Source organism: Streptomyces coryli (assembly GCF_011044975.1).
GTDB classification, from domain to species: Bacteria; Actinomycetota; Actinomycetes; order Streptomycetales; family Streptomycetaceae; genus Streptomyces; species Streptomyces coryli.
Genome location: NZ_JAAKZV010000084.1, coordinates 1 through 24182 on the forward strand (window position 1 = coordinate 1; position 24182 = coordinate 24182).

30 protein-coding genes and 2 pseudogenes are annotated in these 24182 nt (G+C 72.1%); 24 read left to right on the top strand and 8 right to left on the bottom strand.

Translation table 11 applies throughout. The annotated features are described in order from the left end of the window. The first annotated feature begins 197 nt into the window (after positions 1–197). From G5C51_RS19665 to tal, 15 genes are read left to right on the top strand one after another with little or no spacing between them, the layout of a single operon-like run. On the top strand, positions 198–425 hold the full coding sequence (locus G5C51_RS19665; protein ID WP_165239169.1) for a DUF6458 family protein: 228 nt from the start codon (positions 198–200) through the stop codon (positions 423–425). A gap of 17 nt (positions 426–442) precedes the next feature. Continuing rightward, positions 443–745, top strand: coding sequence for a small hydrophobic protein (locus G5C51_RS19670; RefSeq protein ID WP_165239171.1), 303 nt, complete (start codon positions 443–445; stop codon positions 743–745). Then, entirely contained in the window at positions 742–2052 is a 1311-nt protein-coding gene (locus tag G5C51_RS19675; RefSeq protein ID WP_165239173.1) for an NAD(P)/FAD-dependent oxidoreductase, read from the top strand. The genes G5C51_RS19670 and G5C51_RS19675 overlap by 4 nt, the downstream gene beginning before the upstream one ends. A 55-nt stretch (positions 2053–2107) precedes the next feature. Then, positions 2108–2377 (top strand): gas vesicle protein GvpO, encoded by a 270-nt coding sequence (locus G5C51_RS19680; RefSeq protein WP_165239175.1) that lies wholly within the window; start codon positions 2108–2110, stop codon positions 2375–2377. 40 nt (positions 2378–2417) lie between these two features. Further along, on the top strand, positions 2418–2861 hold the full coding sequence (gvpJ, locus tag G5C51_RS19685; RefSeq protein WP_165239177.1) for a gas vesicle protein GvpJ: 444 nt from the start codon (positions 2418–2420) through the stop codon (positions 2859–2861). Beyond that, positions 2858–3601 (top strand): GvpL/GvpF family gas vesicle protein, encoded by a 744-nt coding sequence (locus G5C51_RS19690; protein WP_165239179.1) that lies wholly within the window; start codon positions 2858–2860, stop codon positions 3599–3601. The genes gvpJ and G5C51_RS19690 overlap by 4 nt, the downstream gene beginning before the upstream one ends. Beyond that, on the top strand, positions 3585–3830 hold the full coding sequence (locus G5C51_RS19695; protein ID WP_165239181.1) for a gas vesicle protein GvpG: 246 nt from the start codon (positions 3585–3587) through the stop codon (positions 3828–3830). Before G5C51_RS19690 ends, G5C51_RS19695 begins: the two co-directional genes overlap by 17 nt. After that, a complete protein-coding gene (locus G5C51_RS19700; protein ID WP_165239183.1) occupies positions 3827–4423 on the top strand; it encodes a DNA primase in 597 nt (198 codons plus the stop codon). Before G5C51_RS19695 ends, G5C51_RS19700 begins: the two co-directional genes overlap by 4 nt. Continuing rightward, a complete protein-coding gene (locus G5C51_RS19705; protein ID WP_420824831.1) occupies positions 4416–5534 on the top strand; it encodes an SRPBCC family protein in 1119 nt (372 codons plus the stop codon). The genes G5C51_RS19700 and G5C51_RS19705 overlap by 8 nt, the downstream gene beginning before the upstream one ends. Continuing rightward, positions 5531–5863, top strand: coding sequence for a gas vesicle protein (locus G5C51_RS19710; RefSeq protein WP_165239184.1), 333 nt, complete (start codon positions 5531–5533; stop codon positions 5861–5863). Before G5C51_RS19705 ends, G5C51_RS19710 begins: the two co-directional genes overlap by 4 nt. Next, positions 5856–6608 carry a GvpL/GvpF family gas vesicle protein gene (locus tag G5C51_RS19715; protein ID WP_165239185.1) on the top strand — a complete coding sequence of 251 codons (753 nt, stop codon included), beginning with the start codon at positions 5856–5858 and terminating at the stop codon, positions 6606–6608. Before G5C51_RS19710 ends, G5C51_RS19715 begins: the two co-directional genes overlap by 8 nt. Beyond that, complete coding sequence (locus G5C51_RS19720) at positions 6608–6850, top strand: gas vesicle protein (protein ID WP_165239186.1); 243 nt, start codon at positions 6608–6610, stop codon at positions 6848–6850. Before G5C51_RS19715 ends, G5C51_RS19720 begins: the two co-directional genes overlap by 1 nt. After that, complete coding sequence (locus G5C51_RS19725) at positions 6771–7073, top strand: gas vesicle protein K (RefSeq protein ID WP_165239187.1); 303 nt, start codon at positions 6771–6773, stop codon at positions 7071–7073. Before G5C51_RS19720 ends, G5C51_RS19725 begins: the two co-directional genes overlap by 80 nt. A 38-nt stretch (positions 7074–7111) precedes the next feature. Further along, complete coding sequence (locus G5C51_RS19730; RefSeq protein WP_165239188.1) at positions 7112–8161, top strand: SDR family oxidoreductase; 1050 nt, start codon at positions 7112–7114, stop codon at positions 8159–8161. Then, on the top strand, positions 8161–9255 hold the full coding sequence (gene tal, locus G5C51_RS19735; RefSeq protein ID WP_165239190.1) for a transaldolase: 1095 nt from the start codon (positions 8161–8163) through the stop codon (positions 9253–9255). The genes G5C51_RS19730 and tal overlap by 1 nt, the downstream gene beginning before the upstream one ends. A gap of 32 nt (positions 9256–9287) precedes the next feature. Here tal and G5C51_RS43115 read toward each other — a convergent pair. Continuing rightward, positions 9288–9542: pseudogene (locus G5C51_RS43115) on the bottom strand (WhiB family transcriptional regulator); the annotation flags it as partial. A gap of 192 nt (positions 9543–9734) precedes the next feature. Here G5C51_RS43115 and G5C51_RS19745 point away from each other — a divergent pair. Together G5C51_RS19745 and G5C51_RS19750 are read left to right on the top strand one after the other, a co-directional pair. Then, on the top strand, positions 9735–11114 hold the full coding sequence (locus G5C51_RS19745) for a peptidase C39 family protein (RefSeq protein ID WP_165239194.1): 1380 nt from the start codon (positions 9735–9737) through the stop codon (positions 11112–11114). A 119-nt stretch (positions 11115–11233) separates the two neighbouring features. After that, a complete protein-coding gene (locus G5C51_RS19750) occupies positions 11234–11461 on the top strand; it encodes a hypothetical protein (RefSeq protein ID WP_165239196.1) in 228 nt (75 codons plus the stop codon). Positions 11462–11510: 49 nt separating this feature from the next. On the opposite strand, the gene G5C51_RS19755 is transcribed toward G5C51_RS19750, so the two are convergent. Further along, positions 11511–12377, bottom strand: a complete 867-nt coding sequence (locus G5C51_RS19755) for a GNAT family N-acetyltransferase (protein ID WP_165239198.1) — start codon at positions 12375–12377, stop codon at positions 11511–11513. Positions 12378–12661: 284 nt separating this feature from the next. Between G5C51_RS19755 and G5C51_RS19760 the strand changes: the two are divergent. Next, positions 12662–13213 (top strand): annotated as a pseudogene (locus G5C51_RS19760) (glycoside hydrolase family 25 protein); the annotation flags it as partial. Positions 13214–13604: 391 nt separating this feature from the next. After that, positions 13605–14372 carry a 4'-phosphopantetheinyl transferase family protein gene (locus tag G5C51_RS19765; RefSeq protein ID WP_165239200.1) on the top strand — a complete coding sequence of 256 codons (768 nt, stop codon included), beginning with the start codon at positions 13605–13607 and terminating at the stop codon, positions 14370–14372. Between the two features lie 25 nt (positions 14373–14397). On the opposite strand, the gene G5C51_RS19770 is transcribed toward G5C51_RS19765, so the two are convergent. Continuing rightward, positions 14398–14880: a Dps family protein gene (locus tag G5C51_RS19770; RefSeq protein WP_206314065.1), complete on the bottom strand. Its 483-nt coding sequence runs from the start codon at positions 14878–14880 to the stop codon at positions 14398–14400. A 104-nt stretch (positions 14881–14984) separates the two neighbouring features. Here G5C51_RS19770 and G5C51_RS19775 point away from each other — a divergent pair, with 104 nt between their 5' ends. Further along, positions 14985–15683, top strand: a complete 699-nt coding sequence (locus G5C51_RS19775; protein WP_165239202.1) for a hypothetical protein — start codon at positions 14985–14987, stop codon at positions 15681–15683. 4 nt (positions 15684–15687) lie between these two features. Here G5C51_RS19775 and G5C51_RS19780 read toward each other — a convergent pair whose 3' ends face one another. The 3 genes from G5C51_RS19780 to G5C51_RS19790 form a co-directional block, all read right to left on the bottom strand. Then, complete coding sequence (locus tag G5C51_RS19780) at positions 15688–16497, bottom strand: nitroreductase/quinone reductase family protein (protein ID WP_240929781.1); 810 nt, start codon at positions 16495–16497, stop codon at positions 15688–15690. 257 nt (positions 16498–16754) lie between these two features. Beyond that, positions 16755–17138: a DUF488 domain-containing protein gene (locus tag G5C51_RS19785; RefSeq protein WP_165239204.1), complete on the bottom strand. Its 384-nt coding sequence runs from the start codon at positions 17136–17138 to the stop codon at positions 16755–16757. Then, complete coding sequence (locus tag G5C51_RS19790; protein ID WP_165239206.1) at positions 17119–18042, bottom strand: LysR substrate-binding domain-containing protein; 924 nt, start codon at positions 18040–18042, stop codon at positions 17119–17121. The genes G5C51_RS19785 and G5C51_RS19790 overlap by 20 nt, the downstream gene beginning before the upstream one ends. Positions 18043–18116: 74 nt before the next feature. Between G5C51_RS19790 and G5C51_RS19795 the strand changes: the two genes are divergently transcribed. From G5C51_RS19795 to G5C51_RS19810, 4 genes are all read left to right on the top strand, one after another. Beyond that, positions 18117–19019, top strand: a complete 903-nt coding sequence (locus tag G5C51_RS19795; protein WP_165239208.1) for a DMT family transporter — start codon at positions 18117–18119, stop codon at positions 19017–19019. Positions 19020–19237: 218 nt separating this feature from the next. After that, a complete protein-coding gene (locus G5C51_RS19800) occupies positions 19238–19876 on the top strand; it encodes a polysaccharide deacetylase family protein (protein ID WP_165239210.1) in 639 nt (212 codons plus the stop codon). 75 nt (positions 19877–19951) lie between these two features. Continuing rightward, positions 19952–22366 carry a penicillin acylase family protein gene (locus G5C51_RS19805; protein WP_165239212.1) on the top strand — a complete coding sequence of 805 codons (2415 nt, stop codon included), beginning with the start codon at positions 19952–19954 and terminating at the stop codon, positions 22364–22366. A gap of 2 nt (positions 22367–22368) precedes the next feature. After that, a complete protein-coding gene (locus G5C51_RS19810) occupies positions 22369–23265 on the top strand; it encodes a sigma-70 family RNA polymerase sigma factor (RefSeq protein ID WP_165239214.1) in 897 nt (298 codons plus the stop codon). Positions 23266–23299: 34 nt separating this feature from the next. Here G5C51_RS19810 and G5C51_RS19815 read toward each other — a convergent pair whose 3' ends face one another. Next, on the bottom strand, positions 23300–23557 hold the full coding sequence (locus tag G5C51_RS19815; RefSeq protein ID WP_165239216.1) for a hypothetical protein: 258 nt from the start codon (positions 23555–23557) through the stop codon (positions 23300–23302). A 132-nt stretch (positions 23558–23689) separates the two neighbouring features. Beyond that, complete coding sequence (locus tag G5C51_RS19820; RefSeq protein WP_165239218.1) at positions 23690–24163, bottom strand: carboxymuconolactone decarboxylase family protein; 474 nt, start codon at positions 24161–24163, stop codon at positions 23690–23692. Between the last annotated feature and the right edge of the window lie 19 nt (positions 24164–24182).

Sequence of the window (24182 nt, forward strand, 5' to 3'; positions counted from 1 at the left end):
CACCCCCACCGGCACCTCCCCCACCACGAGAACGCTCACGAAAACCGCATAGAGCAGCCCAAGAGCAGCCCCGGCCGCAGGTAGGTGCCATCGCATAGCCCCCGGGTACCCAGCAACCGCCTGGTATGCCGACCCACCCCGGGGGTACTCGGGCACCGGCCCGGAAAGCCCGCAAGACACAGGGGAGGCAACAACCCATGGGCATGGGCGCCAGCATTTTCATGCTCGCCATCGGCGCGATCCTTGCGCTCGCCGTCGACTGGCAGGTGAAAGGAGTCAACCTCGACATCGTCGGCCTGATCATGATGGCCGTGGGCATCATCGGCATCTGCGCGTACGTGAGCATCTTCAAGCGCCGGCGCCTGCAAGCGCCGCCCCCCGCCGCCCCGGTCGTCGAGGAAGAGCACCACCGCTACTACGACTGAGGGCTGAGGACCTGAAGATGGCTCGACTAACTCATCCGAACCGAACCCACCGCACCTACCGCGCCCCCGCAGGCCCGCGCCGCGCAAGCGACCGGGCGACGCTGGGCATCGTCGGTGCGATCTGCGGGATCGTCGGTCTCGTCGCCTTGCCGATCGTGTTCGGCCCGGTCGCGATCCTCTGCGGCTGGCTGGCCATGAACGGCCGCGGCTTCGGCCGCCAGCCGATCCCGGTGATCATCGCTCTCACGCTGGGCATCATCGTCACCGTGCTCGCGATCATCATGCTCGCGGGCAGCCGGCCGGGCGGGCTCTTTATATGAGCCGCTCGCGCGTGGTCGTGGTCGGTGCCGGGTTCGCCGGATATCAGACGGCCCGCACGCTGGCGCGCAGAGCGCCGCGGCATGTGGAGGTCGTCCTCCTGAACCCCACCGACTACTTCCTCTATCTCCCGCTGCTCCCCCAGGTCGCCGCCGGCATCCTGGAGCCGCGCCGGGTCACCGTCTCGCTCACCCGCTCACTGCCGGGCGTCCGCCTGGTCCTGGGCGAGGCGAGCGGCGTGGACCTGGACACGCGGCACGTGCACTACGTGGACGCCGAGGGCCGCAAGGGCGAGCTGCGCTACGACCGGCTCGTCCTGAGCGTCGGCAGCGTCAACCGGCTGCTGCCCATCCCGGGCGTCACCCAGCACGCCAAGGGCTTCCGCGGCCTGCCGGAAGCGCTCTATCTGCGCGACCACATGATCCGGCAGCTGGAGCTCGCGGCGGAGACCGAGGACCCGGACGAACGGGCGGCCCGCGCCACCTTCGTGGTGGTCGGCGCCGGCTACACCGGCACCGAGGTCGCCGCCCACGGCCAGCTGCTGACCCGCTCCATGGCCAGGCACAACCCCGTACTGCGATCCGCGCCGCCGCCGAGGTGGCTGCTGCTGGACATCGCGCCGCGGGTGATGCCGGAGATGGACGAGCGGCTCTCCCGTACGGCCGAGCGCGTGCTGCGCGGCCGCGGCGTGGACATCCGCACCGGCACGTCGGTCAAGGAGGCCACGCAGGACGGAGTGCTGCTCGACGACGGCGAGTTCGTCGCCAGCCGCAGCCTGATCTGGTGCGTGGGCGTGCGCCCCGACCCCCTCGTGGAAGAGGTCGGGCTGCCGACCGAGAAGGGGCGGCTCGTCGTCGACGAGTACCTCAACGTGCCCGGCCACCCGGAGGTGTTCGCCTGCGGCGACGCCGCCGCGGTGCCGGACCGCACCCGCCCGGGCCAGTACACGCCGATGACCGCGCAGCACGCCTGGCGGCAGGGCAAGGCCGCGGGCCGCAACATCATCGCGTCCTACGGGCGGGGCGAACGGGCGCCGTACGAGCACCACGACAAGGGCTTCGCCGTCGACCTCGGCGGCATCAAGGCCGCCGCCAATCCGTGGCACGTGCCGCTCTCCGGCCCCGTCGCCGGCGCGGTCACCCGCGGTTACCACCTGCTGGCGATGCCGGGCAACCGCGTGCGGGTGGCCGCGGACTGGTTTCTCGACGCGGTCCTCCCCCGGCAGGCCGTCCAGCTCGGCATGGTCCGTTCCTGGTCGGTACCCCTGGACACGGCGTCCCCCGAACTGGCCAGAGTCCCCTACGAATAGCCCCCGCCGGGGTTTGACCCACGGCCCGAGGGCTACTCGGCGTAACGAGGTTGCCATGGCAGACAAACCAAACGTGACGACCGCGCTGCGCCGCGGCCGGGAGGAGTTCGCTGAACTCACCGGCCTGCAGGCCGAAGCCGTCTCTTCTTTCGAGGAGAACGGCGACGACGGCTGGAAGCTGCGCATCGAGGTCTGCGAGGTCGCGAAGATCCCGGACACCACGAGCCTGATGGGCTCGTACGAGGTCACGCTCGGCCCCGACGGACAGCTGCGCGGCTACCACCGCGTGCAGCGCTACGAGCGCGGCCGCGCGGACCCGCGCTGAAAGCAAGACCGGAACACCGATCCGAGGAAGGCACCTACCCATGACCGTAGTTCCGCCGCCGCAAGCACAGAGTTCAGGAGGCGGCAGCAGCAGCAGTCTCTACGACGTGCTGGAGCTGGTCCTCGACCGGGGCCTGGTGATCGACGCGTTCGTACGGGTCTCGCTGGTGGGCATTGAACTGATCAAGATCGACGTACGGGTCGTGGTGGCCAGCGTCGACACATATCTGCGCTTCGCCGAGGCCGTCGGCCGTCTCGACCTGGAGTCGGGCCCGAACAAGAGCCCCGGTCTCCCCGAGGTCGTCGGCCAGGTGACCGAGTCCGGCGCCCGCGGCAAGTCCAAGGGCGCGCTCTCCGGCGCCGCCGAGACCGTCTCCGACGCCCTCACCCGCGGCCGCGAGGAGGGCGAGAAGGAGAACGAGGAGCGCCCGCGCCGCCGCAGCAGCAGCCAGTCCCGCAGCAGGTCGAAGGAGTCGGACGAGTGAGCACCTACGTGTACGGGATTGTGCGCGCCGAGCAGCCGGAGCTGCCCAAGGAGACCGACGGCATCGGCGACCCGCCGCAGCCGGTAAGGACCCTCACCGAGGGCGAGCTGGCCGCCGTGGTCAGCGACGCCCCCGAGGAACTCTCCCCGCAGCGCCGCGACCTGCTGGCGCACCAGCACGTGCTGACCCTCGCCGCCGAGCACGGCACCGTGCTCCCGCTGCGCTTCGGCAGCCTGTCGCCGGACGACGACGCCGTGCGCGGGGTACTGGCCGAGCGCACCGGGCACTACCTCGAGCGGCTCCGCGAGCTGGAGGGCAAGATCGAGTACAACGTCAAGGCCGTGCACAACGAAGAGGCCGTCCTCCGCGAGGTGATGGACAGCGATCCGGAGCTGCGCGAGTTCACCAAGGCGGCCCGGGAGTCCGGCGGCGGCACGTACGAACAGCGCCTGAAGCTCGGCGAGATGGTGGCCGGTGCGGTACGGCAGCGCGAGGAACGCGACGCACCGCTGGTGGCCGAGGAACTCGCCCCGGCGGCCGCGGAGGCCAGCTCGGGCCCGGCCGGCCAGGGCTGGCTGTCGAACGTCTCGTTCCTGGTCGACCGCGACGACGCCGACCGCTTCGTCGCGGCGGTGCGCCGGCTCGGCGAGGAGCACCCCCAGCTGGAGGTGCAGGCCTACGGGCCGCTGCCGCCGTACAGCTTCGTCGAGAGGGGACCCGCGGATGGGCCTGCTCAGTGAGCTGCTGAAGCTGCCCGCCGCCCCGGTCCGCGGACCGCTGTGGGTGCTGCGCCAGGTGGCGTCGCACGCCGAGCGGGAGTTCTACAACCCCGCCGCCATTCAGCGGGAACTCGCGGACCTGGAGCGGCGGCTGCTGGCCGACGAGATCGACGAGGAGGAATTCGAACGGCGGGAGGGCGAACTGCTGGCCCGCCTGAGAGAGGGACAGGCCCGGGGAGTGATCTCATGAACAACAGAATCGGTCTAGGCCTCGCGGTCGCGGCCGGGTATCTGCTCGGCCGTACGAAGAAGGCCAAGCTCGCCATCGGAGTCGCCGGCGTCGTGATGGGCAAGAAGCTGCCGCTGAACCCGCAGCAGCTGGCCGGCGTGGCCCGCGAACAGCTCAAGAACAACCCGCAGTTCAAGGAGATCGGCAGCCAGCTGAGCCAGGACCTGCGGGGCGTCGGCAAGGCGGCCACGGGCGCCATGGTCAACCGGCAGATCAGCGGCCTCGCCGACCGGCTGCACGAGCGGACCACCGCGGTGCAGGACCAGGTCGCGGGCGTGGTGCCGGGCAAGGACGACGAGTCGGACCGGGGCCCGGAGGACAACGAGACGGAGGGCGAGGAGCGATCCGAGCGGCCGGAGCGTCAGCAGGCCGACAGGAAGACCTCGTCCACGGCCCGTAAGGCCACCGGCACGGCCAAGAAGGCCACCTCCGCCGCGAAGCCCGCGTCGAAGAAGTCCGGCGGCAAGGCTCCGGCGAAGAAGGCTCCGGCGAAGAAGCCGGCCGCGCGCAAGCGGTCGGCGTCCGAGACGAAGGGAGGCGGCGGCCGTGGCTGACACCGCGACGAAGGCGGCGACCGGCACCGCCTCGAAGGCCACCGGCACCGCGTCGAAGGCCGCCGGCGGCCTCCGGGAGTCCGTGACCAACAATCCCGCCACCGAACGGCTCGCCGCGGAACTGCAGGCCTACCTCGCCGCGCAGCTGACCCGGCTGGCGCTGGAAACCGGCCGCAGACTCGGCCGGACCACGGTGCGGCTCAACGACATCGCCGAGGGCAACAGCCCCGGCCTGACCAAGCTGGCCCTGGAGAGCGGCAAGAAGCTGGCCGAGGGCAAGACGCCGTCCCGGGCCGCTTTCGAAGCCGGCGCCGGGCACCTGAAGGACACCGTGAAGGACAAGGTCAAGGGCGTCTTTTCGAACCTCGGCGGCGGCAAGCGCAAGAAGGGCGGCGGCGGGCAGAAGCCGATCGTCATCCTCGAGCAGATCGATGTGGGCGTGCCGGTCCGGGTGGCCTACGACCAGTGGACCAAGTTCCAGGACTTCTCCACCTTCGCCAAGGGCGTCAAGAGCGTCACCGTCGCCGACGACACCCAGTCGGACTGGAAGATGAAGGTGTTCTGGTCCAACCGCAGCTGGAAGGCGCACACCACCGAGCAGATCCCCGACCAGCGGATCACCTGGACCAGCGAGGGCGCGAAGGGCACCACCAAGGGCGTGGTCACCTTCCACTCGCTGGGCGAGAACCTGACCCGGATCGCGCTGGTCATGGAGTACTACCCCAAGGGGCTCTTCGAGAAGACCGGCAACATCTGGCGCGCCCAGGGCCGCCGCGCCCGCCTCGACCTGAAGAACTTCGCCCGCCACATCTCCCTGCTCGGCGAAGCCGAGGACGGCTGGCGCGGCGAGATCCGCGACGGCGAGGTGGTGCGTACGCACGAGGACGCGGTGGCGGAGGAAGAGCGCCCCGAGGACGAAGAGGACGACCTCGCCGAGGACGAGTACGCCGAGGGCGAGGAAGAGGAAGAGCTTCCCGAGGAGGAAGCCGAGGAAGCCGAGGACGAAACGGAAGACGAGTACGAGGACGAGGACGTACCGGAAGACGAGGACGCAGAAGAAGAGGCCTACGAAGAAGAAGACGAAGACGCCTACGAAACGGCTCGCCGATGACTTCCGCCAGCAGGCTGCCGGAGCCGTACCCCAGCAGCGGCTCCGGCTCCAATCTCGCCGACATTCTGGAGCGGGTCCTGGACAAGGGCGTCGTCATCGCCGGCGACATCCAGGTGAACCTGCTCGACATCGAACTCCTCACCATCAAACTCCGCCTGATCGTCGCCTCCATCGACAAGGCGAAGGAAATGGGCATCGACTGGTGGGAGGACGACCCCGCGCTTTCCTCCGGCGCCCGCCGCCGCGAAATGGCGGCGGAGAACCGGCGGTTGAAGCTGCAGCTGGAGCAGTACGAGAACGAACCCGAGGAGGTGCGCCGCGATGACTGAGCTCTGGTACGTGTACGCCGTCACCCGCGCGGACACCCCACCGCCGAAGGACGTCCCCGGCATTGTCGGCGGCGAGGTGCGCGCGGTGAGCGACGGCGCCCTCGCCGCCGTGGTGAGCCAGGTCCCCGAGGAGGACTTCGAGGGGGCCGCGCTGCACGCGCACCTGGAGGACTTCCGCTGGCTGGAGGCCACCGCGCGGGCCCATCAGGGCGTCGTGGACGCGGCGTTCGCGGCCGGCTGCGCGCTGCCGCTGCGGCTGGCCACCGTCTACCGGGACGAGGAGGGCGTGCGCCGCATGCTGCACACCTCCGCGGCCGAGTTCACCCGCGCCCTCGACCGGCTCGACGGCCGCCTCGAGTGGGGCGTGAAGGTGTATCTGGACGAGGAGGAGGAAGCGGCGGCCCGGAAGGACACGACCGCCGCCGAGCCCGCCGACGGCCGCTCCTACCTGCGCGCCCGGCTGGCGCAGCGCCAGACCCGCGACGACGCCAAGACCCGGTCCCGGGCCTTCTCCGAGCGGCTGCACGAGACGCTGCGGCACCGCTCGGAGGCGCAGCGGGTGCTGCGTCCGCAGGACCAGCAGCTGGCGGCCGGGCCCGGCCGCAACGTCTTCAACGCCGCGTATCTGGTGCCCGCCGACGACAAGGCCTTCGACGCGGAGCTCCGCGGCCTCGCGGACTCCGCCCCCGGCCTGCGGGTGGAGATCACCGGCCCCTGGCCGCCGTATTCCTTCGCGGATGCCTGATGCCGGCACGGGAAATCGCGCTGGTCGACCTGCTCGACCGGCTCCTCGCCGGCGGCGCCGTGGTCGCCGGCGATCTGACGCTGAGCATCGCCGACGTCGATCTCGTGGTGATCGACCTGCGGGCGCTGCTCACGTCCGTAACAGCACTGGAGGAAGCAGAGGATGACGACCCGTCCCGGCTCGGCCCCGGCCCCGAAGAGCTCGGCCGCGGCCCGGCTGAACTGCGATCCGGAGACCGCTGAGCGCGACCTGGCCGCACTCGTCCTGACCGTCGTGGAGCTGCTCCGGCAGCTGATGGAGCGGCAGGCGCTGCGCCGGGTCGAGTACGGCGACCTGAGCGAGGCCCAGGAGGAACAGGTCGGCCTGACGCTGATGCGCCTGGACGACCGCATGGACGAGCTCTGCGAACGGCTCGGCCTGCGGCGCGAGGACCTGTCCCTCGACCTGGGCCCGCTCGGGCTGTGAAGCCTATTCACCAGCCGGCCGCGGGGTACCCGGCACCCATGTTCCGTTCCCGCCGGAATTCCGGCCCCCGCACCGTCGTCGTCACCGGCGCCAGCGGCGGCGTCGGCCGCGCCGCGGCGCGCGCCTTCGCGGCCCGCGGCGACCGGGTGGCGCTGCTGGCCCGCGGCCGTACCGGCCTGGCCGCCGCGGCGGACGAGGTGGTACGGGCCGGCGGTTCGGCCTTCGCGCTGCCGGTGGACGTCGCCGACGCGGCCGCGGTCGACGAGGCCGCCGACCGGATCGCCGATGAGCTGGGCACCCCCGACGTGTGGGTGAACAACGCCTTCGCCACCGTCTTCGCGCCGTTCACCGCGATCACCCCGGCGGAGTTCCGCCGGGTCACCGAGGTCACCTATCTCGGATTCGTGAACGGCACCCGCGCCGCCCTGCGGCACATGCTCCCCCGCGACCGCGGCACGATCGTGCAGGCCGGCTCGGCCCTCGCCTACCGCGGCGTGCCGCTGCAGTCCGCGTACTGCGGCGCCAAGCACGCCATCCAGGGCTTCAACGAGTCGCTGCGCTGCGAGCTGCTGGCCCGCCGCAGCGGCGTGCGCACCACGATGGTGCAGCTGCCGGCGCTCAACACCCCGCAGTTCGAGTGGGTGCTGAGCCGGCTGCCGCGCCGCCCGCGCCCGGTGCCGCCCGTCTACGAGCCGGAGCTGGCCGCCCGCGCGCTGCTGCAGGCCGCCGACCACCCGGGGCGGCGGGAGTACTGGGCGGGCGGCGCGACGGTGGCGACGCTGCTGCTGAACGCCGTCGCGCCCGGGTTCCTCGACCGCTACCTGGCCCGTACCGGCTTCGACTCCCAGCAGCGCGACGAGCCGGCGCCGCCCGAGGTGCCGGCGAATCTCTGGCAGCCCGCGGACGGCGCCCGGGGCGCGGACCACGGCGCGCACGGGCCGTTCGACGACGCGCGGGACAGCAGCCCGCAGCTCTGGGCCACCCGGCACCGCGCCGCCCTCGCCGCCGGGGGCTCGGCCGTCGCGGTGGCCGCTGCCGTGGGCGCTGTACGTACCAAAGCAAGCACCAAAGCAAGCAAGGGTGGATGATGACTGAGCGACTTGACCGGCTTTCCGACGCCGGCGTGGCGATCTGGCTCGACGACCTCAGCCGCGAGCGGCTGCAGAGCGGCGGCCTGGACGCGCTCGTACGCGACAAGCGGCTGGTCGGCGTGACCTCCAACCCCACCATCTTCGCCAAGGCGATCGGCGACGGTTCGCGCTACGACGAGCAGCTGCGCGAGCTCGCCTCCCGGCGGATCGGCGCGGAGGAGGCGGCGCGGCTGGTGACGGCGTACGACGTGCGCTGGGCCTGCGATGTGCTGCGCCCGGTCTACGAGTCGACGAACGGCGTCGACGGCCGGGTCTCCCTCGAGGTCGACCCGCGGCTGGCGCGCGACACCGACGCGACGATCGCCGAGGCGAAGTCGCTGTGGTGGCTGGTGGACCGGCCGAACATGTTCGTGAAGATCCCGGCGACCGCCGAGGGTCTGCCCGCGATCAGCGCGGCGCTGGCGGAGGGGATCAGCGTCAATGTCACGCTGATTTTCTCCCTCAGCCGCTACGACGAGGTCATCTCGGCGTTCTTCGACGGCCTGGAGCGGGCCAGGGACGCGGGCCGCGACCTGTCCTCGATCGCCTCGGTGGCGTCGTTCTTCGTCAGCCGGGTCGACGCGGAGGTGGACCGCAGGCTCGACAAGACCGGCTCCCCGCAGGCGCGGGCGCTGCTCGGGCAGGCGGCGATCGCCAACGCCCGGCTGGCGTACCAGCGCTTCGAGCGCTCGCTCACCGACCCGCGGTGGCAGGCGCTGGCAGCAGCAGGGGCGCACACCCAGCGGCCGCTGTGGGCGTCGACCGGGGTGAAGGACCCGCAGTACGCCGACACCCGGTACGTGGACGAGCTCGTCGCGCCGGGCGTCGTGTCGACGATGCCGGAGACGACGCTCGAGGCGGTCGCAGAGCACGGGGAGATCCGGCAGGACGCGGTGCACGGCACGTACGACGAGGCCCGCGCCGTGCTCGACAAGCTCGAGGTGGTCGGGGTCTCCTACGACGACGTGGTGCGGGTGCTCGAGGAGGAGGGCGTCGCGAAGTTCACCGGCTCGTGGGAGGAGCTGCTGGCGACGCTGGAGACGGTGCTCTGAGCGGAGCCGCGCTCCCGGCTGGAGATCTGAGAGGCGCCGCGCTCCCGCCGGTCGGCCCTGCGCCGCCGGCGCTGCAGCCGCCGCCGCTCATCCTCCGCCAGCCCGCCCCACACGCCGGCCTCGGTGCCCGTGGTCAGCGCCCATTCCAGGCACTCCTCGCTCACCGGGCACCTGGCGCAGACCTGCTTGGCCCGCACGTACTGCTCGGCGCCGGGTCCCGTCGGGCCGACCGGGAAGAACAGTTCCGGGTCGACGCCGACACACGCGGCGGACCTCCACCACTCCATCGTTGCCTCTCATGCCTCGGGTGCCGCTCCCGGGTACCCGCGTGCGGGCTCCGGGAACCCGCAGCCGGGCCGCCTTCATTGGCGCGCCCAATATCGGTTTCGGCGACGCGCCGCGAACCGCTGGTTAATCCGGGCCACCGCCAGGCATAGTCGTGCACTGTCGTGCACCTGACCGCCACGGAGGCCCCCACCATGTCCGTGACCCCCACGCGCAGAACCGTCCTCGCCGCCGCGGTCGCCGCCGCCGCCGGCTCCGCCTTCTCCTCATCCGCCTCGGCCTCGGTCACCGCGCGCCCCCGCGGGGCGACGGCGGCCGCCGCGCCGATCGACTTCCGCGGCTGGCACACGGCCGAGCACTGGGCGGGCGGCACGGCCGACGGCACGAAGGTGCTGACGGGCACCCGCCCCGGGATCGCGATCGACAAGCCGACGGGCACGCTGGAGTACAAGGACCCGCACGCGAAGAAGTCCACCCGGGCGGCCACCACCTGGGAGTACGCCACCTGGACCGCCCCCGCCCACACCCTCGCCACCCCGGCCACCGAGGCCATCGCCTCCTGGAATGCCGACACCCCCGCCGGCACCTGGGTCCAGGTCGAGCTCCAGGGCAGCTACTCCGACGGCACGAAAACCCCGTGGTACGTCATGGCGCGCTGGTCGGCGGGCGACACGGCCGCCGACATCCGCCGCACCTCGGTGGACGGCCAGTCCGACGACAAGTCCGCGATCTCCACGGACACCTTCGCGATTTCTGACCCGTCGAGCGGCCTACGCCTGACGACGGCGCAGCTCCGCCTGACCCTGTGCCGCACCCCCGGCACGACCGCGACCCCGACCGTCTGGCGCGCGGGCGTGATGGGCTCCGCCATCCCCGACCGCTTCACGGTCCCGGCCTCGCAGCCGGGCGTCGCGGCGGGGAAGGAGCTGGCAGTCCCCCGCTACTCCCAGGAGATCCACGCCGGCCAGTACCCCGAATACGACGGCGGCGGCGAGGCCTGGTGCTCCCCCACCTCCTCGACGATGATCCTCGAATTCTGGGACCGCAAGCCCACCCCGGAGGACCTCGCCTGGGTCAACCCGGACTACGCCGACCCCCAGGTCTGCCACGCCGCCCGCTACGTCTACGACTACCAGTACGAGGGCTGCGGCAACTGGCCCTTCAACGCCGCCTACGCGTCCACATACACGGGAATGAACGGCGCGATCACCCGCCTAGCCACCCTCAACGACATCGAAACGCTGGTGGCCGCCGGCCTCCCGCCCATCGTCTCGATGTCCTTCCTGGAGAACGAACTCACCGGCGCGGGCTACGGCACAGCGGGCCACATCATGACGGTCATCGGCTTCACGGCAGACGGCAACGTCATCGCCAACGACCCCGCCAGCCAGGACAACCCGTCGGTCCGCCACATCTACAACCGCGCCCAGTTCGAAACCATCTGGCTCCGCACCAAGCGCAAGAACGCCGCGGGCGAAACGGTGTCGGGCCCGGGCGGCGTCACGTATGTCTACTGGCCGACGGACATCACCGCGGCGCAGCAGGCTGCACTGCAGGCCGTCGGCGTTATCTGAGGTCGTCGGGTCAAGGGCCCGCGTCGTGCACTGCGCCAACCGGGTTACCCATGCCTTCTAATGGGCGAGTGCGGGCCGGAGGTCCAATTCCCCTTGGTCGCTGCCTCGTTGAGCTGGGCATGAATCAAAAGATCAAGTTCACTCTTGGCGTTGCGGCACTCGCCACTCTTCCGCTCACTCTCGCGGCCTCCGCCCTGGCGCAGGACACGGAGGAGCGTGGCTACGAGGTCGGCCACGTTTCCGAGGTCTCCAATGAGGTTGAGGAGTGGCAGGTAGTCAAGAATGTTGAAGAAGGCGTGTTCGGCCCCTACGAGGTGATCGAGACCGCGACCTCCGCGCCGCAGTAGAAAACCCCGACGCGCCCCCTCCCCCGGTTCCCGGGGCAAGGGGGCGCTTTCAGTTGCGGCACAGGTCGCCGCCCTCCGGGAGTTGCGTAAAGCCGGCCGAGCGATAGGTGGTGACGGCGCTCGTATTGGAGCTCGGGGTGCAGACGTCGACGCTGGACGAGCCCAGCTCCTGCAGGGTGCGGGCCGCGGCGAGCGTGATGGCGCGGCCGAAGCCGTGGCGGCGGTGGGCCGCGTGTACGCCCAGCGGCTCGATCAGGCCGGGTCTGCCCGGGCCCGCCGACCAGACCGCCGCGGCGGCCACCGCGGCGCCTTGCTCGTTACGGGCGAGCAGGCAGCGCGCATCCGCGTACGGTGCGGCGGACGCCATCGCGTGCCAGCGCTCCTCGCTGAAGGTGGAGCCGTCGAACGCCGCCCGTACCACCCCGGCCCACTCGTGCGCCTGCTCCGGCCCGGCCACCTCGACGCGTACGCCGGGGTCCGGCACCGGCGTGCCGAGGTCGCGCCGCAGCGGGGCCCACGGCTCGTCCCGGTCCCAGCCTTCCCTGGCCAGCAGGTCCCGGACGAGCACCACCCCCGCCCGCGCTTCGAAGTAGACCTTGCCCTCCCCCAGCACCCCGCGCTCAGGTGCCGTTACGTCCGCCACGACCTGCCGCGCCAGCTCCTCGTCCCGCACCGCCTCAGGCGCGATCCCCATCCGCAATACGTCCGGCCCGTCCAGCAGCCCGACCGCCAGCACCTCCCCCGCCCGGCTCCAGGTCCGCAGCGCCGCCGCCGCCCGCTCCGCCCCGTACCGGCAGAACCACCCCACATCCCCGGGATGCAACTGCACCGGCCCGCCGTCGACTTGCCACTCCCCCAGCAGCCGCACCACGTCACCGAGCCGCTCGACCCCAGGTCTGCCCATCGCGATCGCCATCCCGCGATTCCACACCACACCTGTCCCCGCTCGCACGCAATATCCCACCGCCGCCAACCGTCGCGCTGGCGGGCTCCGCCCACATGGTGAGCGACGTCCGCGTCACCTTCCGCGGCTTCTACGCCGCCGGCGACCGCGTGGTCGTGGAGGAGACCATGACGGCGATGGCTGGAAAGTCCGCCCCGAACAGATGCCCGTAAAACATTCACACAGTCCGGTGCATTTGCCGGGCGTGGGACGGGGCACGTAGCTAGGGCAGGGACCTGGCCAGAAGGGGGACGCGCATGGCCATCAAGGGTGTTGACGTCAGTGGGCATCAGTCCAGCAGTTTTACGACCGCGGGCATGTCGTTCGCGATCATCAAGGCGACCGAAGGGCGGTCGTACATCAATCCGAAGCAGGAGGCACAGGCCAGGCACGCGCGCGAGCATGAACTGGTGACCGGGTTCTACCACTTCTTGTGGCCGGGGAATATCAAGGCGCAGGCCGCGTATTTCGTGCGCGAGTGCGCGTCCGAAAAGGGCGACATTCTCGCCTGCGACTGGGAGAGCACCACCTCCGGCACCGCCGCGACCGGCGCCGAGAAGGACGCCTTTCTGCGCGAGGTGAAGCAGCTGCGGCCCGACCACCGCGTGATCCTCTACTGCAACGTGAACTTCTGGAAGAACCGGGACACCACGTCGTACGCGGGCGACGGCCTGTGGATCGCGCACTACAACGGCCGGCCGGGGCAGCCGGGCATCGAGGCGAAGTGGAAGTTCCACCAGTACACGTCGTCGCCGATCGACACGAACATCGGCAACTTCGACGACAAGGCAGCGCTGCGCACCTGGGCGGGCGGCGGCTCCGGCGGCACCGACCCGGACCCCGACCCCAAGCCGCAGGTGTCGCTCTCGAAGCTGATCAAGGCGGCGAAGAGCGACCCGGGGCAGGAGGGCACGCCGGTCTCGTACGCCGGGACCAAGGTCGTCGAAGAGGCCCTGGTCGCCGAGCGGCTGCTGGACGACTCGCTCGCCGACGGCCACTTCGGCACGGCGACGGTCCGGGCCTACGCCGCGCTGCAGCGCCGGCTCGGCTACTCCGGCGCCGACGCCGACGGCATCCCGGGCGAGGCCAGCCTGAAGAAGCTCGCGTCGCGGCGCGGCTTCACGGTGATCGAGTGAGCCGGGCGCCGGGCCCGTAGAATCCGGCCCCGGTGCCACAGTCACGCCCGGGGAGGACGGCCGCATGCGGATCGGTGAGCTGCCGCCGGGCGGTCCGGTACGGGTGTGGCTGCTGCCCGCCGCGGCGGACGAGGTGGCGGCCGCGGAGCGGCTCGCGTGGTTGCTGGACGACGAGGAGCGGCGGCGCGCCGAGCGCTTCGTGTTCCCGGCCGACCGCGAGATCTATCTGCTCGCGCACGTCGGGCTGCGGCTGCTGCTCGGCTCCTGCCTGGCCTGCCATCCGCGCGATGTGGTGCTCGACCGGGCCCCGTGCCCGGGCTGCGGCGGCCCGCACGGCCGGCCGGTGCCGGCCGCGGCGCACCACGGCACGGACCTGCACTTCTCGCTCACCCACACCCGCGGCCTCGCCGTCTGCGCGGTCGCCGGCGCCGAGGTGGGCGTCGACGCCGAGACCCCGGACGGCCGGTCCACCACCGTGGCCGACGTGCTCCCGATGCTGCACCCGGCGGAGCGCAAGGTGATCGAGGCCCAGCAGGGCGCGGCCAGAGCGGCCGCCTTCCGGGCGGCCTGGGTGCGCAAGGAGGCGTATCTCAAGGGCACCGGCACCGGCATATCCGTCCCGCTGGACAGCGTCCACACCGGCGTCGGCACCCCATACGAGCCGGCCCCCGCCCCGGCCCCGGCCGGCTGGGGCATCACCGCCAGGACCACCACCACCGGCGCGGCCTGGGCCGTCGCGGTACGCGGCACGGCGGGCGAGCCGGCGCCGGCCGTACAGGAGGGTGGCCTGGCGACCGCGGGCGAGCGGTTCGCCACGGCGCGAAGCGACTGATTCGGCTCAGAGCGACTGATCCGGCTCAGAGCGACTGATTCTGCTGTTCCGCCTGGAACATCCAGTAGTGCTTCTCCAGCTTTGCCGTCAGACCCAGCAGTACGTCCTGCGACACCAGGTCGGTCTTGTCAGTCAGGTCGATGCGGGCGCGCATGCGGCTGGCCGCGTCCGCCAGGCAGCGGGTCATCAGCTCGATGGCGTCGTAGTCCTGCACCCAGCCTTCCTTCGGCGCCACCATGCCGGCCGTGTCCGCGACCGTGGTGGCGCGGCCGTCCGGCGGGACGCCGATGGCGGCGGCGCGTTCGGCGACGGTGTCGGCGTACGAGCGCGCCGTGGCCACCACGTCGTCGAGCTGGAAGTGGATGGAGCGGAAGCGCGGGCCGATGATGTTCCAGTGCGCCTGCTTGGCGATCAGCGACAGCTCGATCAGGTCGACGAGCGCGCCCTGCAGCGCCTCGCCGGTGACCGTGCGCTCGTGTTCCGGCAGCGGGCTCTCGATGCCGGTCATGGGGATCTCCTCTCCCAGTGCGATGAGCGGGTCCTGCTCCGTCCGGTACGGGTCCCCGCCTGCGCGCTCTTGATGCCAGGCCCGCCGCGGGCGATGGTGGTCGCGTGGCACGCAGGCCGACCCTGACCCCGGCGGGCCGCCGGGCGGTGCTGGGCGCCGAGCCCGGCAGCGGGCTGCTGCACGCCCCCGCGCAGGTGCTCGCCCGCCTCGTCGCGCAGGGCCTCGCCGCCCGCCACCCGCGCCCGCCGCACCGGCACTACCTCACGCCGACCGGGCAGGAGCTCCGCCGCGACCTCGCCCGCACCGCCCCGGAGCCGGGCGACCCGGCGCCGCGGCAGCGGACGGAGGCGGGCCCGTTCGCCGCGCTCACCGGCGACCAGCCGGCGCCGCCCGGCGATCCGGCGGTACGCGCCCGCGAGGTCCGTACCGCCTTCGACGGCCTGCGCGAGCTGCGCCGGATGACCGGCAAGGACGGCAGCACCGAGCTGCCCTGCCCGTGGGAGCGCTCACACCTGGTCCCCGCGGCCGCGCTGGCCCTGGAGGCCGCGGGCCTGCGCCCGGCCGCCGTCGACGAGACCGGGCGCCGCCTGCTGACCGGCTACCGGGTCACCCTCGCCGAGCACCAGCCGGAGGCGGTACGGATCGCCTGGCCGGCCGCCCCCGGGGACGAGCCCGCGCCGGGCGCGTCCGTGTGCGAACTCGTCCGCTGCGCGGCGGCGTTGGAGCACGCCGGCTGGCAGGTGTCGGAGCATCCGCAGCGGGACGGGACGCTCTACCTGCTGGCGTCACCGCGCAGAGCCTGACCCGTCACGGCGCCACCGGCGGCCACGGAATCGCCGCCAGCGCGGGCAGCAGCTGCTCCTCCTCGTACGCCAGATGCGCGTCGAGCTCGCTCGTCATCCGCTCCACCTCGGCCCGGAAGCGCGCCCGGTCGGCCCCCGCCATGTCCCCGAGCAGCGCCTCTAGCTCCCCGCGGATCCGCTCGACGGTGACGTGCTCGGCGCGCAGTCGCGCCAGCGCCGCGGTGAGGCCGGGATGCGACTTTTCCAGGGCGGGGAAGACCGCCATCTCCTCGCCGGTGTGGTGGAAGTGCAGGCCCTCGCAGAAGGCGAGGCAGTGCTGCCGGATCTGTAGCCCGAGTCCGGCGCCGGTGTCGCCCGCGAAGTACGCGTCGGCCTCCGCCCGCACCCGCCCCAGCTGGTGCCGCAGCCAGGCGTGGCCTTGGAGGAGCTTGTCGGCGAGGTTGGTCGCCTCCGCGGGTGCCCCTTCGGCTTCGACCCGCTCGAGGGCGACCACCGGCAGCTTCCGCCCGGCCTTCTCCTCGTCGTCGGCGAAGCCGGGCGCCGCCCGTACGACGAGGTCGAAGAGCCGGTCCCGGTCCGCGCCTTCGGCGGGTACGGCGACGGCGGGAAAGGTCTCGGTGCCGAGCTCGACCTCGGTCATGGGGTGCGCGAGGAGGTTGTGGTACCAGGCGGGGTGGTGCGGGGCGCCGCCCGCGGAGCCGGTGACGAGGGGGCGGCCGCGCTCGTCGCGCACGTAACCGAGCGGTGTGGTGTGCGGCCGGCCGGAGCGGGCTCCGGTGGTGGTGAGCAGCAGTTCGGGCAGGGGGAACGGCAAGTGGGATCTCCTTGAAGGCAGGACAGCATGAAGGCAGGTGAAGGCCGCCGCCGGACACACCTGTGCCAGGGCGGTGAAGAGAGAAATGATCAGCCGGGGCCTGCGCGCCGAACGGCGCGCGGCGGGGCTCAGATCAGGGGCGCGTGGGTACTCACGATGCACTCCCGGGGATGGTCCGGTGCCTCCATGCGATCACCGTCCACCAGGCGTCTGCACGCGACACGGCCGCCAAAGCTAGATCAAGTCGGGCTGCCTGTCTACCCCTTCGCGCCGCGCAGCTCTTCCACCAGCACCGCGGCGTGACTGTGCTCGACGTCCTTCGAGGCGGTGAGCAGCGTGACAGGACCGGCGGCGGCGACCGAGCGCAGCCCCTCCAGCGCCTCGGCGGCCTCGCCTTCGGCGAGCTCCGCGCGATAGCGGCGGGCGAACTGCGCGTACGTGCCCTCGCCCGCGTGGTACCACTTCCGCAATTCGGTCGACGGCGTCAGCGCCTTCGGCCACTCGTCCACGTGCGCGTCGGCCTTCGCGATGCCCCGCGGCCACAGCCGGTCGACGAGGACGCGGGTGCCGTCGTCGGGGGCGGGCGGCTCGTAGATCCGGCGGATCCGGACGGCGGGGGCGTCAGGTGCGGACTTCGTCATGCCCTTCTTCATACACGCCGCAGGCTTGCGACAGCGCCTCGACGCACGCCCGGACCGCCGGGCTCGCCGCCCGCGTCCGCCAGGCGGCCTGCACGGTGCGGGTCAGCGCCGGCCGTACCGGCACGAACCGCACCCCCGGTGGGCACGGCTGCTGCGCCATCTCGGGTACGAGCGCGGCGCACAGCCCGCCGCGGACGAACGCCAGCTGGGTCGCGTACTCAGTCACCGGATAGCGCACCTCCGGCTCCAGGCCGACGCCGCGCAGCGCCTGAGTGAGGGCCTCGTACGGCTCCGTGCCGACCGGGCAGGCGGCCCAGACGAGGCCGCCGAGGTCGGCGAGGTCCAGCTCGGGGCGGGCGGCCGGCGCATGCCCCTCCGCCAGCGCGACCTGGATGTCCTCGACGGCGAGCGTGCGGACGCCGAGCCCCTGCGGGAGGGCGAACGGGCGGGAGTCCCAGCTTTCGGTGAGCAGCAGGTCGAGGTCGCCGGCGAGCAGCTGCGGCACCAGGTCGACGGCCTCGCCGTCCACCACCGTCGGGGTCAGCCGCGGGTGTTCGGCGGTGAGGCGGGCCAGCACGTCGGGCAGCAGGGCGCGCAGCGAGCTGCCGACGCCGCCAAGACGCAGCGGGCCGATGATCTCGGCGCCCAGCTCGGCGAGGTCGGCCTCGGCGGCCGCGGCCTGGGCGCAGACGCGGGCGGCGTGGCCGGCGAGGACCCGGCCGGCGTGGGTGAGGCGGACGCTGCGGCCGTGCGGTTCGAGGAGGCGGTGGCCCGACTCGCGTTCCAGCTTGACCAGTTGCTGAGAGACCGCGGACGGCGTGATGTGCAGGGCACGGGCGGCGGTCGCCATCGAGCCGTGGGTGGCGACGGCGTCGAGGGCGCGGAGGCGGTCCAGTCCGAACACGCCAGCAATGCTAATGGTTTCCCGCAAGAAATCGTCGCTTTTGCTTTCGGGAGGGCGCAGGCAGGGTGGGGTGCATGCCCCCTGTGCTCCTGGTCATCGCCGGTTCCGCGTGCATTTCGCTGTCCGCGATGTTCGTCAAGCTGTCCGGCGTCGGAGCCGGGACCGCCGCCTTTCTGCGCTGCGCGCTGGCGCTGATCGCGCTCGTGCCGCTGGCGGTGGTGGAGGTACGGCGGCGCGGGCGGCTGCCGCGCCGGGTGGTGGCGCTCGACGTGGTGGCGGGTCTGCTGCTGGGGGTCGACTTCGTCTTCTGGGCCGCGGCCATCCGCGACGTCGGCGCGTCCATCACCACCGTGCTGCTGAACATCCAGGTCGTCGTCTTCCCGGTGCTGGCACGGGCGTTCACAGGCGCGCCGCTGTCCGCCCGCTTCTACGCCACCGCGCCCGCCCTGCTCGCCGGCGTCGCCCTCGCGAGCGGCGCCATCGGCGATCCGGAGCCGGGCAGCAGTCCGGTCACGGGGGTGCTGTACGGCAGCGCGGCCGGCGTCGCCTTCGCCGGCTATCTGCTGCTCACCCGCCAGGGCGGCGGCAGCCGCGGCTACGTGGCGCTGCCGGTGACCGCGGCGACCGCCTCCGCCGCCGTGGCCGCGGGCATCCTCGGCGCCCTGTGGACCGGCATCGACCTGACCCCGGGGGCGGAAGCGTACGGCTGGCTGGGGCTGATGACGCTCCTCGGCCAGGTGCTCGCGCTGCTGCTGATCACTCCGGCGCTGCCGCTCCTCTCGCCCGCCACCGGCGGCTCCCTGCTCCTGCTCCAGCCGGTGCTGGCGATGGCGGCGGGCGTCGCCTTCCTCGGCGAGCGGCCGACCTGGACGCAGTACGCCGGCTGCGTGCTGGTGATCGCCGCGGTGTGGGGCACGACGCGGGCCGGGCGTCCATCCGGACCAGTGCGCGAACCGAGCGTTAGCGCCGACCGGTAGGGCGATCAAGACTGGTCTCCGGGCGGGCTCGCCCCCTCAACCCCCTGCGTACGACGAAGCCCGGAGGCCGGATGTTCCTGACCGCAGCGGTGTCGGCGGTGGCCGCAGCCGCCGTCCTAATGCCGAGCACGCCCATGGTGCAAGCCGATTCCGGCCGGTCCGCGCCGTGTCACGATCCGCGCCGCAGTCTTGAACCGCGCGACAAGCAACCGGCCGGCGTGCTCAAGAAGATCGCCACGTCCCGGAAGGTCATCGCCCTCACCTTCGACGCCAGCACCCACCCGGACAGCGCCAGCGCCCATCCCGACGGCGCCAGAAGAATCATCGCCACCCTCAAGGAGAAGAAGGTCCCCGCGACCTTCTTCCTGACCGGCCAATTCGCGCGCGTCCACCCCGACATCGCCCGCGAGATGGCGGCGGCCGGCTTCGCGATCGGGAATCACTCCGACACTCACCCCTTCTTCGGCTCACTCCCGCCGTGGGCAGCGCGACACGAGGTGAAGGCGGCGGACAGATCGATCGCTGCGGCGACAGGGCTGAGCACCACCAGGCCGCTCTTCCGGTTCCCTTACGGCAGGGCCACGCCCGCCAAGCTCCGCCTCGTCGACGGACTGGGCTACACCCCCATCGGATGGGCCGTCGACACGGAGGGCTGGAGGGGGGCCGCCTGCGGCAGCGGGCGGAAGGCCGTGATCGCCAGGGTGCTGCAGCGGCCGGAGCCGGGGCAGATCATCCTGATGCACATCGGCTCCGGCTGGGATCCCACCTCCACACCGGACGCCGACGCCCTGCCCGCCGTCATCGACCGGCTGCGGAAGGAGGGCTACTCCTTCACGGAGCTCCCGGCGCTGCCATGAGCATTGACGGTTACGCCGGTTTCTGCTGAGGTCACGGCCAACAACAGGTTATTACTGCCCAGTTGGAGGCCGTAGGTGTCCGTGCGTGCGCGTACCAGACGATTCGCTCTGCCGGCCCTCGCCCTGGTCCTCGGCGCGGTGGGGCTGCCGCCCGCGACGGCTGCCCAGGAGCGCGGCGGAGGGCTGTCCGCCGAGATCCGGTACACCGCGTACGGCATCCCGCACATCAAAGCTAAGGATTACGCGGGGCTCGGCTTCGGCACCGGGTACGCGCAGGCGCAGGACATGGTGTGCGATCTGGCCGGCGGCTTCGTCACCCTGCGCGGGGAGCGGTCGCGGTACTTCGGCGCCGACGGCCGTACCGACCAGGCGCTCTCGTCCGCGTCCACCAATCTCGGCAGCGATCTGTACTTCCGCGGCATCCGGGACTCCGGCACCGTCGAGCGGCTGCTGGAGGTCAAGCCGCCGGAGGGGCCGCCGCGCGAGATCAAGGAGCTGACCCGCGGCTGGACGGCGGGCTACAACACCTGGCTGAAGCGCAACAAGGTCACCGACCCGGCCTGCAAGGGAGCCGAATGGGTGCGTCCCGTCACCGAACTCGACGTCGCCTCGCGGGCGTACGCGCTCGCCGTGCTCGGCGGGCAGGGGATGAGCGTCGACGGGATCACGGCGGCGGCACCGCCGGGGACGGCGGCCGCGAAGAAGGCGGCCACGAAGGCCACGGCCCCCGAGGCCGCCGCCCGCGCCGCCCGTAAGCTCTTCGACCGCTCCGACGCCGCGATGGGCTCCAACGCCGTCGCGTTCAGCGGCAAGACCACCGCCAACGGCCGCGGCCTCCTCCTCGGCAACCCGCACTACCCGTGGGCGGGCGGCCGCCGCTTCTGGCAGTCGCACCAGACCATCCCCGGCGAGCTCAACGCCGCCGGCGCCTCGCTGCTCGGCTCCCCCACCATCTCCATCGGCCACAACAGCCGCGTCGCCTGGAGCCACACGGTCGCCACCGGCGTACCGGCCAACATCCACGAGCTGAAGCTCGACCCGGCCGACCCGAAGGCGTATCTCGTGGACGGCAAGTCCGAGAAGATGTGGCCCCGGCCGGTCACGGTGGAGACCAAGGACGGCAAGGTCACCAAGACCCAGTGGTGGACCCGCTACGGGCCGATCACCACCTCGCTCGGCGGCCGCATCAACCTCCCCTGGACCGCGACGACGGCCTACGCGCTGAACGACCCCAACGCCGCCAACCTCCGCGCCACCGCCACCGGCCTCGGCTTCAGCAAGGCCCGCTCCATCGCGGGCGTCAAGAAGGCGCTCGCCGACACCCAGGGCCTTCCCTGGGTCAACACCATCGCCGCCGACGCCAAGGGCCGCACCCTCTTCACCCAGTCCCAGGTCCTCCCCCGCATCACCGACGACCTCGCCGAGCGCTGCTCCACCCCGCTCGGCAAGCTCACCTATCCCGTCGCGGGCCTCGCGGTGCTCGACGGCTCCCGTACGGACTGCGCCCTCGGCAAGGACGAGGACGCCGTACAGCCGGGCATCTTCGGCCCGTCCCGGATGCCCGTCCTGAACGACGCCCCGTACGCCGAGAACTCCAACGACTCCGCCTGGCTGGCCAACGCCGACACCCCGGTCACGGGCTACGAGCGGGTCTTCGGCGACTTCGGCACCGAGCGCTCGATGCGCACCCGCGGGGCGGTCGAGGACGTGTCCGCGATGGCCCGCGAGGGCGGGCTGAGCGTGTCCGACCTGCAGCGCCAGCAGTTCGGCACCGGCAACCGGGCGCCCGCGGGCAAGCTCGCCGCCGAGGACCTCGCGAAGTTCTGCGCGGCATTGCCGGGCGGCACGGCGACCGGCACCGGCGGCCGCACGGTGGACGTCTCGGGCGCCTGCCCGGTGCTGCACGACTGGGACCGTACGATGCGCAGCTCCAGCCGCGGCGCGCTGCTCTTCGACCGCTTCTGGCGCAAGGCCCGCGCCGGGGTGCCGGCCGGGCAGCTGTGGCAGGTGCCGTTCGACAAGGCGGATCCGGTACGGACCCCGCACACCCTCAACACCGCCGCGCCCGGCGTGGCCGTCGCGCTCGCCGACGCGGTGGCGGAGCTGAAGGACGCGGGGATCGCGCTGGACGCGCCGCTGGGCAAGCACCAGTTCGTGGAGCGCAACGGGAAGCGGCTGCCGATCCCGGGCGGCACCGAGTCGCTCGGCGTGTGGAACAAGACCGAACCGGTGTGGAACGCGGCCGGCGGCAGCTACACCGACGTCTCGACGGGCTCCAGCTACATCCAGGCGGTCGGCTGGGACGGGTCCCCCTGCCCGAAGGCGCGCACCCTCCTCACGTACTCCCAGTCCGCGAATCCGGCCTCGCCGCACTACGCCGACCAGACCCGGCTCTACTCCCGCGGCCGCTGGGTCACCCCGCCGTTCTGCGAGAAGGACATCCGCAAAGCCACCACGCGTCACATCACGGAGCTCCGATCCGTCAGGTAGGCATGGATGACAACGGCAGGAACGACGAGGACTTTCTGGCGGAGCAGTTCGAGGCCCACCGCGGGCACCTGCGCGCGGTGGCGTACCGGATGCTGGGCTCGCTCACCGAGGCCGACGACGCCGTGCAGGAGGCCTGGCTGCGGCTGAGCCGCGCGGACGCCGGCGAGGTGCGCAACCTCGGCGGCTGGCTGACCACCGTCGTCGGCCGGGTCAGCCTGGACATGCTGCGCTCGCGCACCTCCCGCCGCGAGGACCCCCTCGAGGTCGAGCGGCTGCCGGACCCGGTGGTGGGCCCGGCGGACGGCATGGACCCCGAGCAGGAGGTGCTGATCGCCGACTCGGTGGGGCTCGCGCTGCTGGTGGTGCTGGAGTCGCTCGCCCCTGCGGAGCGGCTGGCGTTCGTGCTGCACGACATGTTCGCGGTCCCGTACGACGAGATCGCCCCCATCGTCGGCCGCAACACCGCCGCGGCCCGCCAGCTCGCCAGCCGGGCGCGGCGGCGGGTGCAGGGCTCGGTGCCGGAGCCCGAACCGGACCTGAACAAGCAGCGCGAGGTCGTCGACGCCTTCCTGGCCGCCGCCCGCGACGGCGACTTCGAGGCGCTGGTGTCCGTCCTCGACCCGGACGTCGTCCTGCGCGCCGACCGCGGCCCGTCCCGTACCGGCGGCCTCACCCGGATCGTCGGCGCACAGGCGGTGGCGGGCGGCGCGATCACCTTCCAGCGGGTCGCGGCCCAGGTGCGACCGGCCCTGGTGAACGGCGCGGCGGGCCTGGTCAGCGTCGTGAACGGCCGCCCGTGGTCGGTGGTGAGCTTCACCGTCGCGAACGGCAAGGTGAAGGAACTCAACATCCTGTCGGACCCGGAGCGGGTGGCGCGGCTGGAGTTCACGGTGCTGTAGCGGCCACCCGCCGGGGACGGATTGAGTGGAGCGGTTATTCGCAGGCCATGGTGACCTGGGCGCGGAAAATGTGTCCGAAATTCGGATCGTCGAAGGTCTCGAAGACCTGCGGTTCGCCTACCAGCTCACAGTGGAACTGGCCTACGCCACTGGCCGAGACGGTGGCATCGTCAATGGCTCCCTGGATCGCGCTCTCGGCCGTAAGTCCACGTCCGCCACCGGTCCACACCGTGGAACCCGTGGCCATGGCGGGTGCCGCGGCGGCCAGCAGGGCCGCGGTCGTTCCGGCCACAACGAGTGCGGCACAGGGCCCTCGTCCAGATGGTCGCAATTTCATCGCTCACTGCCTCCCCGGATCGTGCCCCGCCGGGCGGTGGGGTTTTTGGTTGCGTGTTCAGCCATACGCGCGCAGCGGGCGGACTGTTCAGACCGTGCCGGGCTGGTAATCGCCGCCGGGCATGCGGGTGATGACGCCCATGCGGTTGGCGGCGTTGATGAGGGAGATGATCAGGGTCAGGGCGGCCAGTTCCTCCTCGTCGTAGTGCTTGGCGGCGTTCTCCCAGGCCTCGTCGGTGATGCCGCCGGCGGCGTCGGCGATGCGGGTGCCCTGCTCCGTCAACTCCAGGGCGGCGCGCTCGGCGTCGGTGAAGACGGTCGACTCGCGCCAGGCGGCGACCAGGTTGATACGCACGGACGGCTCGTCGCCGTGGGCGAGGTCCTTGCTGTGCGCGTCGGTGCAGTAGCCGCAGCCGTTGATCTGGCTGGCGCGGAGCATGACCAGGTCCTGGGTGGCTTTCGGGAGGGTGGTTCCCTTCATGACCGCGAGGCTGGCGGCGTAGAACTGGCGGGAGACCTTGGCGCCGAGGGGGCTGGTGGAGAGGTTGATACGGGGAGCCATGAGTTCGTCCTCACTGTGT